Source organism: Bradyrhizobium sp. Ken51, from assembly GCF_055807435.1.
Map to the genome: position 1 here is coordinate 256,207 of NZ_JBVVPB010000006.1, position 14,255 is coordinate 270,461.

A 14,255-nucleotide genomic window follows, 5' to 3' on the forward strand; every position below is an offset into this window, starting at 1 on the left:
TTTCGAGAAGGGCGGGATCCGCGGTCAAACCGATCGCTTGCTGCGCCGGCGGCAATTTAGTTCCTGTGGTCAAGCCGCTCCCAGCCTCGTGTGGACGGTCGGGCGCTGCGGCGTCACGTGACTAGTCCTCGCGAGCCGCACCAGCTATAGGAGGACGCTTCGTCATCGAACTGTCATGAACCTGTAAATGCTGAAGTCAGACGCAACGCCGGTTCGCAAGTTTCCGAGCGCGCGGGATGGGAATCCTGTTGCGAAGGACAACAAGAGAACGCAAGTCATCGCCGGCCTTTTGAGGCAGCGTGAACCCGCCGAGCTCGTCGCGGAACCTGTGATCGTCGAGGGCGCTGTGATTGATCAGACGCCATCGCAGGACGCGGAACCGGCAACGGAACCACTCCCGTCGAGCGGCGCCGCGCCTGCCGCCGGCGAGATCGAACTCAAGCTTCTCGTCGATGCCGATCGCATGGCGCATTTCAATGCCGCCCCCGTCATCGCGGCGAACGCGCGCAACAAGGGCACGCGCAAACATCTCAAGTCCGTCTATTACGACACGCCGGAGCGGACGTTACGTCGCAACGGCTTGAGCTTGCGCGTTCGTCGGAGCGGTGCGCGCTTCGTGCAAACCGTGAAGACCGATGTGGTGGACGATCCGCTCCGCCGCGGTGAGTGGGAGGCGAGCGTACCTTCGCTTGCGCCCGATCTCGCTTTGGCAATGTCTTTCATTCCGGAGAAGCTTCGCGGCCACCTGGAAGCGCAGCCGCTCGAAGCCGTCTTCACCGCCGATGTCCATCGCCATGCGCGGTTGATCGACCTGCCGTCAGGCACGGTCGAGATCGCCTTCGACCGGGGCGAGTTGACGGCCGGCGATCGTTCACTGCCGGTGAGCGAGATCGAGTTGGAACTCAAGAGCGGCAGCGGCAGCACGATCTACGAGATCGCGTTGCGGCTTGCAGAGCACGGCCTCGTGAAGCCCTCCATCCGCTCCAAATCGGCACGCGGCTTCGACCTCGCCTCCGACAGGCCGCCCGCCGCGCGACGTCCGCGAAAACTTCGTCTCGATCCGTCAGTGACACTGGACGAGGCGTTCGCGACCATCCTGCGCTCCTGCTTCCTCCATCTGCTTCAGTCGCTGCCGGCGGCCGAAGACGGTCGCAATCCGGAAGGCGTGCATCAACTTCGCGTCTCGCTGCGCCGGCTTCGATCGGCGCTGGACCTGATGCGGTCGGTCGGCGCGCTCAGCAATCTCGATGCGCTGCGGTCGGAAGCCAGGTGGCTGGCGCAAGACCTCTCCGCCGCGCGCGACTGGGACGTGTTCCGGATCGAGACCTTGCCGACGATCGCAAAGGCCTGTCCGTCGGTCGCGGGCTTCGATGCGTTGGGCCGGGCCGCGGCCGGGCGTCAGTCCGACGCCTATCGCAAGGCGCATGACGCGCTCGAAGATCGCCGCTGCGCCATATTCCTGCTCGGCCTCGGCAGCTGGATCGAGACGCGGGGCTGGCGCAACGACGTCGCCGCTGAGGATCTCGGCCAACTCGCCGAACCCGCCGTCAATTTCGCGCAGCGCATTCTGTCGGAGCAATATGCGAAGGTGCTCAGGCGCGGCCGCCGCTTCAAGTCGCTTTCCGCCGAAGGTCTGCACCGCGTGCGGCTGGCGACCAAGCGGCTGCGCTATCTCAGCGAGTTTCTGCTGCCGCTGTTCGTGGACCGCAAATTCGCGCGAAAATTCTCGCGCAGGCTCGCCGGTTTGCAGGAGCAGCTCGGCGCCTTCAACGACATGGCGGTGACTGCATCATTGCTGGACCGGCTTGGTGCCGAGCCCGAGGGTGCCATCGCTGCGGCGGCGATCGCCGGCTGGCAGGCGCGGGCGTCGATCGGAGTGCAGCCTGCCTTGCAAAGCACGTGGCGCGATTTCACCGCCGCGCGCGTGCCCTGGTCGCGGCAGACGCCGCAGGACTGAGCGAAGTACATCCTTGAAAAGTTGCGGCCAGCCATTGGGGGATGGCTGGCCGCGCGCGAACCGGTCTGGGACGGGGAGGGGTGGGGATGTGACCGGGTCGCGTATCTCTTTCGTTTGTCTCTACTGATCTCTCGCGCTGGCGGTGGAGACCGCCGGCTTGGTGTCGCCGAGCGAGACCCAGACGTTGGGATCGCTCTGCGACTGGCGCTTGACGAAGCGATAGCCGGTCTCCGTCCAGGCAACGACGTTCTCGTTCTGATTGTCGAGAACGAACTCGCCCTTGTCGGTCTTCACCGTCAGCACCGCGTGTCCTTCGCCCTTCTTGTCACGCACGACGGTGATGAGCAGGGCCTCGCGCGGCCATCCGGCATCGATCAGCATCTTGCGCTTCAACAGCACGTAGTCTTCACAGTCGCCGTAACCGTCGGACGGCAGCGACCACTTTTCGATCACGCCCCAGTGCTCCTGGTCGGTCAAAGGCTTGACGGTCTCGTTGACCCAGCGATTGACCTTGACGAGGTCGCGCCATGCAGCCTGCGACATCACGATGTCGCGCGCTTGCGTCGGTGCGCCCTGGCACTGAGCGGCATTATCCGCACAGAACTCGACCCAGCCGATCGGCGCACGCGTGGTGTCGCCGAGGCTTGCGTAGAGCAGACGGCCTTCGCCGGCCTGCGCTGCCGCGCTCATTCCGAAGAGCATGGCGGCCAGCGCCATTCCCTTCCCCTGTCCCCTGAAATCAAACATTGCGGCCCCCGTTTCTTGTTGGGACCACATTGCGCAGGGAGCTTTTGAGTTGCCGCTAAGTCAGCCAAGTCAAGTCGAGACGAATGCAAGTAAAACGCGCGGAAAATTCGATCTATACTTGAGTCAAACTTGAATAAAATTCGATATGACTGCAATTGATTCAAATTTTATCGATTAACGCGGAAACGTTGGCGGAACCGTTGTTTGCACGCACCCGCAGCCTCCGCGTTAACCCGCGCGAGGCCGGTCACGACCCATGAAAAAGGCGGCGTCCGCATCGCGGAGGCCGCCTTCAGGGCTGGAAATGCAGTGGTTTTGGTGCCTTAGCGCTTTACCGCGCGGTAACGCTCTCTTCGAGAGTTTCAATCGGCTGCGAATGCATGAACTCGAGCGCGAAGCCGTCTTCGAGGTTTCGGACCACGCGACCCTGCACCCGGCCGAGCAGAACCGTCGATTTCAGCGGGGGGCGGTTCTCGGCGGCGATGGCCGCGCCCGACAGCGAGAGGTCGATGATGCGGCAGGTCATCTTGGTGCCGTCCTCGAGCGTCAGCACCGCGATCGGGTTGCGCGGCACGATACGATCGTGGCGGCGGTCTTCCGGCAAATTGAGGATGTCGCGGTTGGCGAGCCAGGTCAGCTGTGCCGCGAGCTTGTCGCGCTTTCGCGGCGTGGCGCCGACCGTCATGGCGAAGCCATTGTCGATGATGCGGGTGATCTTGCCCTCGACGCGGCCGATATGGTCGAGATAGGCGACCACGCGGTCGCCGACATTGCCGATGCCGGGGGCCAGCAGCGCCAGCCCGCCCGGCGACATGTTGATCACCTGGCAGGGAAATTCACGGCGGTCCGGCAGCATGTAGCGGCCGAGCAGGTGAACTTTCACCCGCTGGAAACGCCGACGTTCCTCGGCGGCCGGAAGAAATTTTTTGTGCGCCAACGCCATTTTCACAACCCGACCCCCCGCCTGGCGGAGTCCGGGACGACCCTAAGGTGCACAGGGTTAATGCCCCGTTAGGATCGGGCGCGGCGAAGACGAACAGACACAATGCGTTCGAAAAGCCACATCAGTGGCGGGCAGGCCAGCACCGTCAGCGCGCCGAGGTCGAGCGCGACCGCGGCAGTGCCGGCCGATTTGGCGAGCCGGCCCGCCACCGCCGGCCCCAGCATCATCGCGGCATAGAAGAGAGTGTAGAACACGCCCATCCCGATCGCCCTGGTTTCCGGCACGAGCACGCGGGCGGTCAGGCTCATGATCGGCCCGGCCGGATGGCCGCCGATCAGGCCGATCAGGACCAGGATCGTGATCACAGCGTCGGATCGGGTCAGCCAGGCCAGCAGCCCGGCCACCACCAGGCTGGCCGCGATCGCCAGCACGAAGGGGCGCTTGAAGCGATCGGCGAGATAGCCGCCTGCCGGCACCGAGATCACCGACAGCCACATCACGACGCTGATCGCCGATCCCGCCGCGGCAATGCTCCAGCCGCGCTCGGCGAGCAGCGAGGGGCCGAACGAGAAGATCATGGCGAAGCCGACATTATAGAGGCCCCAGATCGCGCCCGCGACGATCACCGCCAGGAGCGCGAGCGGATCAAGCCGCCCGGAGCCGGCCGCGCTGGCGCTTGCTCCGGGCGGCGATTGGTAGAACGTGATCAGCACAATGCCGATCGCGGTCAGCGCGCCGGCCACGAGGAACACGGCGCCCGCGCCATAGGCGGTGCCGATCGCCGGCAGCACCACCAGCGAGATCGCAACGCCCGCCGGCCAGGAGTTGACGAAGATCGCCATCGCGGTGGCGATCTCCTTCCCCGCAAACCAGTCGGTGCCCATCTTGGTGAGCTGAACGGTCAGCAGCACGCCGCCGGCGCCGGAGGCGAGCCGGCCCGTCATCTGCCAGCCCCAGACGTCGGTAGTGGCCATGACGAGGCTGCCCGCCGTCATCAGCAGCAGCGCCAGGATCGTGGTGGGCTTGTCGCCGAGGGTCCGGCCGATCGCGCCGCCCGGCAGCGCCAGCACGATGCCCGGTGTGAAATAGAGGCCGATCAGGATGCCGATATCGGCGAGCCCGACACCGAAGCTCTGCTGCAGCAGCGGCGCGACCGCGGCCACGCTCTGGAACTGGAACGCGATGGTGAGGCGAACGACGAACAGGATCGCAAGTATGCCCCAGCGATTGCGCAACGCTTCATCTCCCCAAACCCTGTATCAAGCGTGCGGTGGGGAGACGCCGGAGTCAACCGGCCGTCTTCCTCGTCGCGCGCCCATAGAGAAGACATAGCAGCGCCAGCAGCACTGCGGCCGAGAGCCCGAGCGACCAGTGAATGCCGATCGCCGCACCGAACAATCCGACTGTGATGCCGCTGAACGCTCGCATCCCGAGCCCGGCCATGTTGTAGAGGCCGACGACGCGGCCGCGAATGTCGGACGGCGCGTTCAACTGCACCAGCGCCTGCGCCATGGTGTTGAACGACAGCTCGAAGAAGCCTGCAAAGAACAACAGCACGATCGCGACCGGATAGATCCGCACCGAGGCGAAGCCGAGCAGCGCCACGCTCCACAGCATGGCGAGCATGATCGCGGTGCGCGGCGTGCCCTTGAGCCGTCCCCAGGATTCCAGCGCGATGCCGGCGAGCAGCGCGCCGGCGGCATCAGCCGCGAGCAGCACGCTATAGGAGATTCCAGGATCGCCATGGCCGAGATCGCCGGCAAAGCCCGGCATCTGCGCGTGATAGGCATTGCCGATCATGAAGGAGGTGAGGCCGGCAAGCCACGTCATCGCTGTCAGCACCGGCTGGGTGCCGATGGCGCGGATGGTCAGCATGATGTCGGCAAGGCCGCGCACGGCGAAGCGCCGCACGGCCACGCTGTTGTCGCGCACCGGCGCCCAGAACAGCCACAGCAGCATCGGTAGGTAGAACAGCGTGTTGAAGATGATGCCATGCGAGGTGCCGAGCGTCAGCATGATGATGCCGCCGACGGCGGGTCCGACCAGAATGCCGAGATAGCGCGCCATCGCATTCAGCCGCACCGCGCTCGGAAGATCGGCGGGGCCGACGAGATCATAGAGCAGCAGCTGGTTCGGCGTCTGCCACAACACGCCGGCGGAACCATGGATCACCAGCAGCAGCATGGCGTGCCACATCTCGATCGTGTCGGTGATGAAGAAGAACCCCCATCCAGCCGAGGCAACGATGAACAGCAACATGCCGCATTGAATGATGCGGCGCGGATCGACCCGGTCGGCGAGCCCGCCAACCGCGACCGAGAACAGCAGGAACGGCAGCCAGTGCGACAGCACCGCAAAGCCCGCCAGCGCCGGCGAATGGAATTTCTGGAACACCACCCAATAGCTGATCACGTGCTCGATATTATCGGCCATCATCGCCAGTATGTAGGCGATGAACTGGAGCCGGTACGGCACCGACTTCATCGCTGCGAACGAGCCGGAAGCGACCACGGGATTTTGGGGGAGGGGGTTCAAGAGGGCACCTGGGTGGGACTCGTCGGGAGTTACACGTTCGCCGGCGGCCGCTCAAGACACTTGGGCGTGCTTGGACATCAGCCATGCGCTGCTGCCCCAAGCTCCACCGTCATCCTGAGGTGCGAGCCTTGCGATGCGTGTTCGCATCGCAAGGTGAAGCCTCGAAGGATGGGCTACAGGCGGGCGCTGCCCATCCTTCGAGGCGCGCAAGAGCGCGCACCTCAGGATGACGGTGGTGAGTGTGGCAGGCACTGTAGCCCGGATGAGCGAAGCGATATCCGGGAACGCTGGCCCCGCATGTCGCTTCGCTCATGCGGGCTACGAGACCGCGGCTTGGCACGACCGCGCATCTCACATACGCTTCGCTTCAGCCCGCACCAATCAATCATAACAGACGGGCACCGAGGAAACAGCCATGGACCAAATCCGCGTCTGCACCCACGCAGGGCCGGGCAGCGACCCCGTCATCCGCACCGTGCCGTGGCCGAAGGTCGGCAAAAAGGCCGCGCTGATCAAGGTCGGCGCGTGCGGCGTCTGCGGCACCGACCTGCACATTCTGAAGGGGCATTGGCCGAAGCCGCTGCCGTGGCCGTTCACGCTCGGCCATGAGATCGGCGGCGTCGTCGCCGAATGCGGTGACGAATTCACCGAGGACTTCATGAGCAAGTCGCTCAAGGTCGGCTCGAAGGTGATGATCCCGCCGCTGATGCCCTGCGGCCGCTGCTATTACTGCATCCATTATCCGCTGACCGCCAACAAATGCCTGACGCCGGTCTATTACGGCCGCTATCTCGGCTTCGACAAAGCGCCTCACATGTGGGGAGGCTGGGCCGAACATGTCTATGTCGATCTCGACATGCTGCCGGGCACCAAGATCTACAAATTGCCTGACGACATGTCGCTGCGGCTGGGTGCGCTGTCGGAGCCGCTGACCTCCTGTATCCGCGCCTTCAATCGCGCCAGCCGCGCCGGCGGTTTCACCTGGGGCGACACCGTGGTGATCCAGGGCTCGGGCCCAATCGGCATTCTCGCGGTCGCCGCCGCGCAGGAGATGGGAGCAGGGCGCGTGATCTGCGTCGGTGCGCCGGAGCAGCCGCGGCTCAAGCTCGCGCGCGAGTTCGGCGCCGAGGCGACGGTGAACATCGACGAACTGAAGTCACCGCAAGACCGCATCGCCCGCGTGCGCGAGATCGTCGGCGGCTTCGGCGCCGATCTGGTGATGGATTGCTCGGGCCACCCCTCAGCCGGCCCCGAAGGCATCGAGATGCTGCGCGACGGCGGCACCTATGTCGAGATGGGCCAGTTCACCGACGCCGGCTCGATCGAGACCTCCTGGCACCGCATCTGCACCAAGGACCTCAATGTGCTGGGCTCCTGGGGTTTCACCGGCAACGATCTGCCGCTCGGCGTCGAAATGCTCCATCGCACGGCGGACAAATATCCCTGGCTGAAAATGCAGACGATCTATCCGTTCACGGAAGACGGCGTCGCACAGGCGGTCAGGGATGCGATGGCGATGAAGACGGTGAAGTCGACCATCGTGCCATGGCCGGAGCTGGTGGAGTGAGAAACTGGTAGCCCGGATGGAGCGCAGCGTAATCCGGGATTCTCGCCTGTGGCTCCCCGCATTCCGCTGCGCTCCATGCGGGCTACGAGTCGGAGCTTGGAATGAAGGACGACATGACAAACGAACAAACAACCGAACCAACCCATCGCACCCGCTCGCCCTTCCGCGCCATCCGTGCGATCGATTACACTGTCGTCTTCGTGCGCGACATGGCGGCGATGCGGCGGTTCTACGAGGAGGTTCTCGCGTTTCCGCTGCTGCGGGAGCTGTCCCCGAACTGGATCGAGTACGGCTTGGGCAGCAATACTCTGGCGCTGGCGAAGCCAGGCCGAACCGCGGGCGATGCGCCGGTGCCGCACGGCAGCGCCTCGCTGCAACTGGCTTTCAGGGTGTCCGCGGTCGAAGTCGATGCGTGTGCCGACGAACTCGCACGCCACGGCGTGGCGCTGCTCTCACCGCCGACAAACCAGTCGTTCGGGCATCGGACGCTGTTCTTCCGCGACCCCGACGGCAATCTCTTGGAGGTCTATGCGGAGATCTGAAACGCGGGAGCGGTGGGCTGTGCACGAAAAGTTCCCTCGAAAATCCGCGCGTTATTCACGCCGGGGTGAAACTTAGGCCCGGGTTGCGGCTTTCAGTTCACGGGAGAGTTCATCGTGAAGCGAATCCTGAAACCCGTCACTTACATCCTGGCCGCCATCTACTTCCTGGTGGATGCGATCTTCATGGCCGTGGCGAGGCCGATCTCGCGCTGGATCGGGCGGCATCTCCAATTAAAGCGATTGCGCGGCTGGATCAGATCGCTGTCGCCTTATTGCTCGCTCGCCTTGTTTTCCGTACCCGTGATCATCCTGGAGCCGGTCAAGCCCGTCGCGGCCTATCTCGCTGCGACCGGCCAAGTCGTGAGCGGGGCGGTGACTTTCATCGTCGGCGAGCTGCTCAAGCTCGTGCTGGTCGAGCGCCTGTTTCAGCTCACGCGTGACAAGCTGATGCGGATTCCGGCTTTTGCCTGGGTCTATGGCAAGTTCACAGACGTCAAGGCATGGCTACAGGCAACCGAAGCCTGGCGTGCCGTTCGCGCCCTAGGCCGCGCGGCGAAGGACGCCGTTGCGCGGGCCAGAGCCAGGCTGGTCGGCGGATTCGGCAGGCTGGTGACCTCCAGGGATTAGGGCCTGCGCGTGGCTCCTCCCTGCAAGCTTGCGAACTGGGCGGTGGCTTTGATGTCAGATCCCGCTATATGCAGCAAAACGGCCCGAAAACGCTGGATGTAGTGGGTCGAGCTGACCGGTAAGCTTGTTCTCGGCATCACCAAAGCCATGCGTCATAGGCATGGTGATTTGCCCGCACTTGGCGTAAAGAGCGTCCAAATCAAATCACCACGCGTGCGGTCGAACCATTTGCCGCCTACGCAGCTTCAGGTCGCGCGGCTCGACGTTCCGCGCCTGGACCAACCAAGGTTTATCCCGTGTCTTTTCCGACCATGAGTCCGCCGCTCGCCCGAGCTTTGGCCGAGCGCAACTACGACCGTCCGACCCCCGTTCAGCTCGCCGTGCTCACGGAGGAGGCCGCTGACCGCGACCTGCTGGTTTCGGCCCAGACCGGCTCGGGCAAGACGCTGGCCTACGGCCTGGCCATGGCCAAGGACCTGTTGGGCGACGCTGAGCGGTTCGAGCGGGCGGGTGCACCGCTTGCTCTGATCGTGGCGCCGACCCGCGAGCTTGCCTTGCAGGTCCATCGCGAGCTGGCGTGGCTGTACGAGCATGCGAGCGGGCGCGTCGTCTCCTGCGTCGGCGGCATGGATCCCAGGCGCGAGCAGCGCGAGCTTGCGGCCGGCGCTCACATCGTCGTCGGCACGCCTGGCCGGTTGTGCGATCATTTGCGCCGCGGCCGTCTCGACATTTCGGAATTGAAGGTGGTTGTGCTCGACGAGGCCGACGAGATGCTCAATCTCGGCTTTCGCGAGGACATGGAGTTCATTCTCAAGACCACGCCGGACACGCGCCGCACCCTGATGTTCTCGGCGACGTTCCCGCGCGGCATCGTCGCGCTGGCCAAGCAGTACCAGCAGCGGGCGTTCCGGATCGAGGTCGCCGGCGACGAAGGCGGTCACGCCGACATCGAGTACCGCGCGATCCGGATCGCGCCCGGCGATGCCGAGCACGCCGTCGTCAACGTGCTGCGCTTCTACGAGGCGCCGAGCGCGCTGGTGTTCTGCAGCACGCGCGATGGCGTCCGGCATTTGCAGGCGGCGCTGCTGGAGCGCGGCTTCTCCGTCGTCGCTCTCTCCGGTGAATTGACGCAGAACGAGCGAACCACGGCGCTGCAGTCGCTGCGGGACGGACGCTCGCGCGTCTGCGTGGCGACCGACGTCGCCGCGCGCGGCATCGACCTGCCGAGCCTCGACCTCGTCATTCATGCCGACCTGCCCAACGACGCCGAGGTCATGCAGCATCGCTCCGGCCGCACCGGCCGCGCGGGCCGCAAGGGGACCAGCGTCATGCTGGTGCCGCCCGTGCGCCGGCGGCGTGCGGAAATGCTGCTGAACGTCTCGGGGATCGACGCGGTCTGGGGGACGGCGCCGCAGCCGGATGAGATCCGCAAGCTCGATCACGAGCGCATGAAGGACGTGCTGTTCACGGAGGAGACCACCGCCGACGATCTGGCTCTGGCGCAGGCGCTCTTGGCCGAGCGGTCGGCCGAGGAGATCGCCGCGTCACTCGCACGGCTCTATCGCGCGCGGCTGCCGTCGCCCGAAGACATCCTCGATCCCGGCGAGCGAGCTGGCCGGCCGCGCGACGATCGCAGTCGCAACGATACGCGCACGCCGCGCGACGATTTTCGTACGCCGCGCGACGCTTCGCGTGGCGACGATCGGCCCGAAAGGGCTCGGCCCAAATCGGGAAAATCGTCGTCGAAACATGGCATGGCGGATGGCAGCGTCTGGTTCCGGGCCAACATCGGACGGAAAAAGAATGCGGAAGCGCGCTGGCTGTTGCCGATGATCTGCCGCCGTGGCGGCATCGACAAGGGCGATATCGGCGCGATCAAGATCATGGACACCACGACCGAGTTCGAAATTTCCGAGCGGGTCGCGGAATCCTTCGCCGTGAAGATCAAGCGTCCGGACAAGGAAGACAATATCCGCCTCGAGCCGATGGCGGATGCGCCGCAGCGGCAGGCGCCTTCGGAACAGCGGTCCCACGCGCCGCGGCGCGACAGCGGCGAGAGCGATCATCGTGAACGTCAGGGCGAACGCCCGCGCGACAAGAGCGAATTCAAGCCACGTGGCAAGCCGCACGGCGATCGCCCTGCGAAATTCGACGACGCTCCGGCATTCGCGAAGAAAAAGAAGCATAAGACCAAGCCGGGCCATTCCGAACCTTCGGTCACGCCGTGGTCTGAAAAGGGTGCGCCGAGCAAGAAGCCGAAGAAGAAAAAGCATCGCGGTTGAACGGGCGCTCTTCGGCAGGGACAGCAATGATGCCGCCGGATTGCACCGGCGACATCATCTGAAAAGTTAGATGGGCTCAGCGGCCACCGCCACCGCCGCCGCCACCACCACCTCCGCCACCACCGCCGGCATCGCGCATCGACGAGATGTAGCGGGGATCGGTCTGCTTCATGTAGGTGGGCGAGGTGTCGTGAGTGACGCTGACGCGGCTTCTGCCGCTCGGCGTTGGCTGCTCGATCGCGATGCCGCAGCCCTCGAAGAAAGCGGAATCGCAGCCATAGGTCCGGAATTGAGCCGCGTTGGCGCTGGTTGCGCTGAACGCGGCCGTCGCCGCCAATGCAAGCAAAGCAACTTTCGGCAATGTGAGTTTCATGGAAATTCTCCAGTCTCGTTTCGGCGAGACCAGATCGGCCCGCACAGTTCTTCGACGAGAGCTGATCGAACCCGGTTCGAGGGAATGGCTTCACGCCAGCGTGAACTGCGCCGGGGGGCAGGGATGTTACGTCGCAGTGAGGTCGCGCCGCATGTACGTCGCGCTGTTACCGTAAGACGCGAGCTTTGCGCGTAGTTCAGGATCCGCATTGACGGGCCGAAAGCCGAGGCCTTGCCACAGCGGTTGCGTGGCATAGACCGAGACCAGTGCGAGGGTCGCAATGCCGGAGGCGCGCGCCAGCGCTTCGATAACGGCAACATAGTCGCGCGCAACGCCGCCGCGAAAGTCGGGCAGCACCGCGGCGTCGTGCAAATAGAGGCAATCCGCATCGCCAGGCAGTTGCTCGAGGAAGCCGTCGAGCGGCGGAATCCGGTGCTGCATCCACGGATGCGCGAGACCGTAGCCGACGATCCCGTCGTCCGCGACAAGCACGCGGCAGCCATCGGGATAGAGCCGCATCTTTTCCGCGAACACCTCAGGGCTTTCAGGCAGATCGGGATGAATCCGCGCTGCGATCTTGCTGATCGCCGGCAGATCGGAGGCGCGCGCGAGACGCCAATGCGGCTTGCTCATGTCGGTCCGTCGTTCCGCTTCCATCATCCCAGTTTATTCCGATGCGGCGATGCGTGCAGCGAAAAATATCTTTGCCGACATCTCAGGAATACGGCGTCTCGCGCGGCGTCCTACCATGCAAGCCCATTGCATGACAGGAGATACCATGACGTCCTCGATCCGCCTCGCGCTCACGCTCGCAATATCGCTCGCGATGGTTCCCGCTGCTTTCGCGGCGCCGCCGACCAAGACTGGCAAGACCGACAAGGGTAATGTGCTCACCGACGCCAAGGGCATGTCGCTCTATACTTTCGACAAGGATGCGGACGGCAAATCGGCCTGCAATGGTCCGTGCGCGACCAACTGGCCGGTGCTGAAGGCCGAGGCGAGCGATGCCGCCGCCGACGGCTACACCGTGATCACGCGCGACGACGGCTCGAAGCAATGGGCCTACAAGGGCAAGCCGCTCTACACCTTCGCCAAGGACACCAAGCCCGGCGACGTCACCGGCGACGGCTTTCTGAACGGCGCGTGGCATCTGGCGATGCCGTGAGCGGGGTGCACTGCTAGCGCAGCCCCTCATAGACCATCAACCCGCGTGCGATCTGCAGCTTGCGGATCGCGCGCGGCAGCAGTTTTTCCGGCTGGTGCAGATAGCGCCAGGAGGTGAGGGCGAACGGACCAAGCGCGCCGCATTCGTCGTCGAACGGCGCGAGCACGCCTGTCACGCTGACCGGTGTATGCGGGCGGGCGTTGAACGGCAGGAGCAGCAGCTCGAGATACGCCTTGCTGCCGTCCTCGCGCGCGGCGGTGACGCCGGCGATTGCGCCGAGGCTCTCGTCGGCGACGATGGTCGTGATCTCCTCGATGTCGCGGCGGCTGGCTTCGTTGAACAGTGCCGCAAAGCTCGAATCCTTGAGGTCGCACCCTGCGAGCGCGCAGACGCGCGTGCCGGCGACGCGGAACGGGAAGCCGAGATTGGGCTCGCAGGACAGCACGAAGATGTCACCGAGCAGGCCGCGCACGGCGGCCGGATCGATATCCGCCCGGTCTGGCGCCCGCGCAGTGCCGCGCTTCTCGTCCCAATATGCGAAGAACTCGCGGCTCGACGGATGTTTCATGACTGAACGCTTACCCCGGGGCGCAACCTCGCGGGACAAACCTGTCCCGCTTCAGTGCAGCCGCGATCCCTGTGTTGTTGTGCAGGAGGGGCTTTGCAGCGTCCATGCCGCAGCGGCGTTTTCGGCGCCTCTGGCGCTGCCTTTGCGTCGTTAACGTTAAATTAACTATGCGCTTTCCGTGCGCCGCCCCGCTGCTATGGTGACCGCGGTCGCAAGCCTCGCCGCCTTTCTCCAGGTTCTCGGCGAGGCCTGTACACAGGCGTCAAACAGTTTGGTCACCGGCCGCGGGGAGGGGTGGGGATACTCCCGTCTCTCTGGGTACCGGAAGTCCGACACGGATAGGCAGGGCTTTCCCAGGGCCCTGCCTTTTCCTTTTGTGCACTTGCGCAGGGCGGGCAAAGACGACTATCTCCAAGGCCTGTCGTTAGGACTGTCGCTCCGATCGCGCCTGAAAGCGAAGCCGCCTTGGATTCCCCGCCAAATTCTCCGCCGCAAGATCCTCCGTCGCAAGATGCTTCGCTGGGGGTGCCGGCCGTCGTTGAGGAGGCTCCGCGCGAGCCGATCCTGACGCTGCCCGTGGCGCTGACCGCCTATATCCTCCTGCTCGCGGTGATCCATCTGCGGGTGTTGCTGCCGCCGGAGCTCGAGAACTGGACCATCGACGTCTTCGGCTTCATCCCCAAGCGCTACGATTCCTCGCTACTCAATCTGGAGATTCCCGGCGGTGCCGGCGCCAAGGTCTGGACCTTCGTCACCTATTCGCTGCTGCACGCCAATCTCACCCATCTCGGCTTCAACGTGCTGTGGCTGTTGCCGTTCGGCAGCGCGCTGGCGCGGCGCTTTGGCGCCATCAGGTTCTTCCTGTTCCTCGCGGTGACGGCGGCGGCCGGCGCGCTCGCCCATCTCGTCACTCATGAGCACGCGGTGGCGCCGATGATCGGCGCCTCGG

14 protein-coding genes are annotated in these 14,255 nt (G+C 64.8%); 7 read left to right on the forward strand and 7 right to left on the reverse strand.

Annotated features, from left to right (window positions below; all coding sequences use genetic code 11):
- The first annotated feature begins 187 nt into the window (after nucleotides 1–187).
- Nucleotides 188–1,957 (forward strand): CYTH and CHAD domain-containing protein, encoded by a 1,770-nt coding sequence (locus tag AC0L27_RS13960; protein WP_473319449.1) that lies wholly within the window; start codon nucleotides 188–190, stop codon nucleotides 1,955–1,957.
- Nucleotides 1,958–2,077: 120 nt separating this feature from the next.
- Here the strand turns inward: AC0L27_RS13960 and AC0L27_RS13965 are convergent, their stop codons facing one another.
- The 4 genes from AC0L27_RS13965 to AC0L27_RS13980 all read right to left on the reverse strand — a co-directional run bounded on the left by AC0L27_RS13965 (nucleotide 2,078) and on the right by AC0L27_RS13980 (nucleotide 6,182).
- Nucleotides 2,078–2,704, reverse strand: coding sequence for a transglutaminase-like cysteine peptidase (locus AC0L27_RS13965; RefSeq protein WP_027518711.1), 627 nt, complete (start codon nucleotides 2,702–2,704; stop codon nucleotides 2,078–2,080).
- A 331-nt stretch (nucleotides 2,705–3,035) separates the two neighbouring features.
- A complete protein-coding gene (locus AC0L27_RS13970; protein WP_007602573.1) occupies nucleotides 3,036–3,647 on the reverse strand; it encodes a PilZ domain-containing protein in 612 nt (203 codons plus the stop codon).
- 68 nt (nucleotides 3,648–3,715) lie between these two features.
- Nucleotides 3,716–4,882, reverse strand: coding sequence for an MFS transporter (locus AC0L27_RS13975; RefSeq protein ID WP_354255061.1), 1,167 nt, complete (start codon nucleotides 4,880–4,882; stop codon nucleotides 3,716–3,718).
- Between the two features lie 52 nt (nucleotides 4,883–4,934).
- Nucleotides 4,935–6,182 carry an MFS transporter gene (locus AC0L27_RS13980; RefSeq protein ID WP_354208600.1) on the reverse strand — a complete coding sequence of 416 codons (1,248 nt, stop codon included), beginning with the start codon at nucleotides 6,180–6,182 and terminating at the stop codon, nucleotides 4,935–4,937.
- 415 nt (nucleotides 6,183–6,597) lie between these two features.
- Here AC0L27_RS13980 and AC0L27_RS13985 point away from each other — a divergent pair, with 415 nt between their 5' ends.
- From AC0L27_RS13985 to AC0L27_RS14000, 4 genes are all read left to right on the forward strand, one after another.
- Nucleotides 6,598–7,749, forward strand: a complete 1,152-nt coding sequence (locus AC0L27_RS13985) for a zinc-binding dehydrogenase (protein ID WP_354208602.1) — start codon at nucleotides 6,598–6,600, stop codon at nucleotides 7,747–7,749.
- Between the two features lie 101 nt (nucleotides 7,750–7,850).
- Nucleotides 7,851–8,291 (forward strand): VOC family protein, encoded by a 441-nt coding sequence (locus AC0L27_RS13990; protein WP_354208603.1) that lies wholly within the window; start codon nucleotides 7,851–7,853, stop codon nucleotides 8,289–8,291.
- A gap of 114 nt (nucleotides 8,292–8,405) precedes the next feature.
- Complete coding sequence (locus AC0L27_RS13995; RefSeq protein ID WP_354208604.1) at nucleotides 8,406–8,918, forward strand: hypothetical protein; 513 nt, start codon at nucleotides 8,406–8,408, stop codon at nucleotides 8,916–8,918.
- Nucleotides 8,919–9,229: 311 nt separating this feature from the next.
- Nucleotides 9,230–11,200, forward strand: coding sequence for a DEAD/DEAH box helicase (locus AC0L27_RS14000; protein WP_354208676.1), 1,971 nt, complete (start codon nucleotides 9,230–9,232; stop codon nucleotides 11,198–11,200).
- A 76-nt stretch (nucleotides 11,201–11,276) separates the two neighbouring features.
- Here AC0L27_RS14000 and AC0L27_RS14005 read toward each other — a convergent pair whose 3' ends face one another.
- Together AC0L27_RS14005 and AC0L27_RS14010 are read right to left on the reverse strand one after the other, a co-directional pair.
- Nucleotides 11,277–11,573, reverse strand: a complete 297-nt coding sequence (locus AC0L27_RS14005) for a hypothetical protein (protein ID WP_354208605.1) — start codon at nucleotides 11,571–11,573, stop codon at nucleotides 11,277–11,279.
- A 126-nt stretch (nucleotides 11,574–11,699) separates the two neighbouring features.
- Nucleotides 11,700–12,206 (reverse strand): GNAT family N-acetyltransferase, encoded by a 507-nt coding sequence (locus AC0L27_RS14010; protein ID WP_354208606.1) that lies wholly within the window; start codon nucleotides 12,204–12,206, stop codon nucleotides 11,700–11,702.
- A gap of 145 nt (nucleotides 12,207–12,351) precedes the next feature.
- Here AC0L27_RS14010 and AC0L27_RS14015 point away from each other — a divergent pair, with 145 nt between their 5' ends.
- Nucleotides 12,352–12,738 carry a COG4315 family predicted lipoprotein gene (locus tag AC0L27_RS14015; RefSeq protein WP_275168393.1) on the forward strand — a complete coding sequence of 129 codons (387 nt, stop codon included), beginning with the start codon at nucleotides 12,352–12,354 and terminating at the stop codon, nucleotides 12,736–12,738.
- A gap of 13 nt (nucleotides 12,739–12,751) precedes the next feature.
- Here AC0L27_RS14015 and AC0L27_RS14020 read toward each other — a convergent pair whose 3' ends face one another.
- Complete coding sequence (locus AC0L27_RS14020; RefSeq protein WP_354208608.1) at nucleotides 12,752–13,306, reverse strand: PAS domain-containing protein; 555 nt, start codon at nucleotides 13,304–13,306, stop codon at nucleotides 12,752–12,754.
- Nucleotides 13,307–13,771: 465 nt separating this feature from the next.
- Here AC0L27_RS14020 and AC0L27_RS14025 point away from each other — a divergent pair.
- Nucleotides 13,772–14,255, forward strand: a 484-nt coding sequence (locus AC0L27_RS14025; protein ID WP_473319456.1) for a rhomboid family intramembrane serine protease, incomplete at its 3' end; no start/stop codon positions are given.